The organism is Pseudomonas sp. R45(2017), from assembly GCF_002112305.1.
Lineage (GTDB): Bacteria > Pseudomonadota > Gammaproteobacteria > Pseudomonadales > Pseudomonadaceae > Aquipseudomonas > Aquipseudomonas paraglycinae.
Genome location: NZ_NEHH01000025.1, coordinates 1 through 1,243, shown reverse-complemented (window position 1 = coordinate 1,243; position 1,243 = coordinate 1). Strand labels below are relative to the sequence as shown.

Annotated in this window: 2 protein-coding genes; both read right to left on the bottom strand. The window is 58.8% G+C overall.

Annotated features, from left to right (window positions below; translation table 11 throughout):
* A partial coding sequence (gene tssI, locus CAF74_RS28865; RefSeq protein WP_139832943.1) for a type VI secretion system tip protein TssI/VgrG occupies window positions 1-521 on the bottom strand: 521 nt, incomplete at its 3' end.
* Between the two features lie 131 nt (window positions 522-652).
* Window positions 653-1,168, bottom strand: coding sequence for an Hcp family type VI secretion system effector (locus CAF74_RS28860; protein WP_039767797.1), 516 nt, complete (start codon window positions 1,166-1,168; stop codon window positions 653-655).
* Between the last annotated feature and the right edge of the window lie 75 nt (window positions 1,169-1,243).

The following is a 1,243-nucleotide window of genomic DNA, read 5'->3' as shown; positions in this document are numbered from 1 at the left end:
GCGCTGTGCTGGAAGTGGTAGTGAATGCCTTCTTCTTCGCACAGGCGCTGGATGAAATGCAGGTCCGATTCGTCGTATTGCACGCAGTAAATGCGGTCGGGGTAGATCGAACCGGTCTGGAAGGCGTAGGCGTTGCCCTGGATGCCGTGTTCTTCGAGCACCTTGCCGATGATTTTCGGCACGCTGAGGTTCTGGAAGATCCGCTGGTTGATCCGGTGCGCGAGGTACCCCAGTTGCGGGCGCAGGGTCACGGAGTAGCGCGTCAGGCGCTTGCCGGAATCGCCTTGCGCGGCGCGGTAGATCAGGCCGTGGATGCCGCTGCCGTCGGGCGACAGCTGCAGAAAGGCCGGTTTGTGCAGCAGGGTTTCGAGGTCCAGCGACGGCTGCTCACTGACCAGCTCCACCTCGAACACAAAAGGCTGGCTGATGGCTTCCCGACCGGTGAGGGTAAACACCTGAAAGTCGGCGGAAAGACCTTCGATGGTCAGGGCAAAGTGGGTTTCATTGGCCGGCGCGAACATCCCTTGTTCCTCGTGCTGTACAGCGGCGCTCGTCGACGCCCGCAAAGCGGGTCAACGTACGCGAAATTCTGGAGGGGCGTAAACAACATCGACCAGCAGAGCTGGCCGATGCTTGAAACGATCAGCCGTAATTAAACGACTGGAGCACGCCAGTCATCGGAACCCGAAGTACCGGATACTTCGTGGGTCCAGGTGATTTTGCGGTAGGTGAACTGCACTTCTTCCAGGTGGGTGAAGTGGGCGTTCGATGGATCCTGGCAGTTGTGCATTTTGTTGTTGATGGCGACGATGATCGCGTCTTCCAGTTTGGTGGTGTAGTAGTGCTCTTGGGTACCTTGAGCCGAAGTGCGGTACCACTGGATAACGATTTCGCTCATGCGCTCGCCGGAGGTCAGAGCGGCTTGCAGCAGTGGCGAAGCCTTGTCGTAGACCTTGGTGATGATCACTGGCTTGTGAACGCGCTGACCGGTTGGCTGACCGGATTGCGGGTCACGCGGGATGATCACGTCGTGGCTGAACGCCTGAACCATGACCTGGTCTTCGTGACCTTCCTGGTAGGTGTTGCCAACGGAGTCGGCGGTGAAAGCGCCGGCAGTGATCAGGCCTTGTTTTTCGCCGGTAACCGACATGTACGCTGGTGTTGCCATGGGAGGTGCTCCTTGCGGATAAAGTTAGGGTGCCCGGGAGGCGAAATCGCCCGGTGGGTGGCTGACTGTTATCAA

Bases quoted from the DNA above. Each gene is read 5' to 3' on its own strand.
- CAF74_RS28860 (WP_039767797.1), bottom strand. From the start codon at position 1,168: ATGGCAACACCAGCGTACATGTCGGTTACCGGCGAAAAACAAGGCCTG.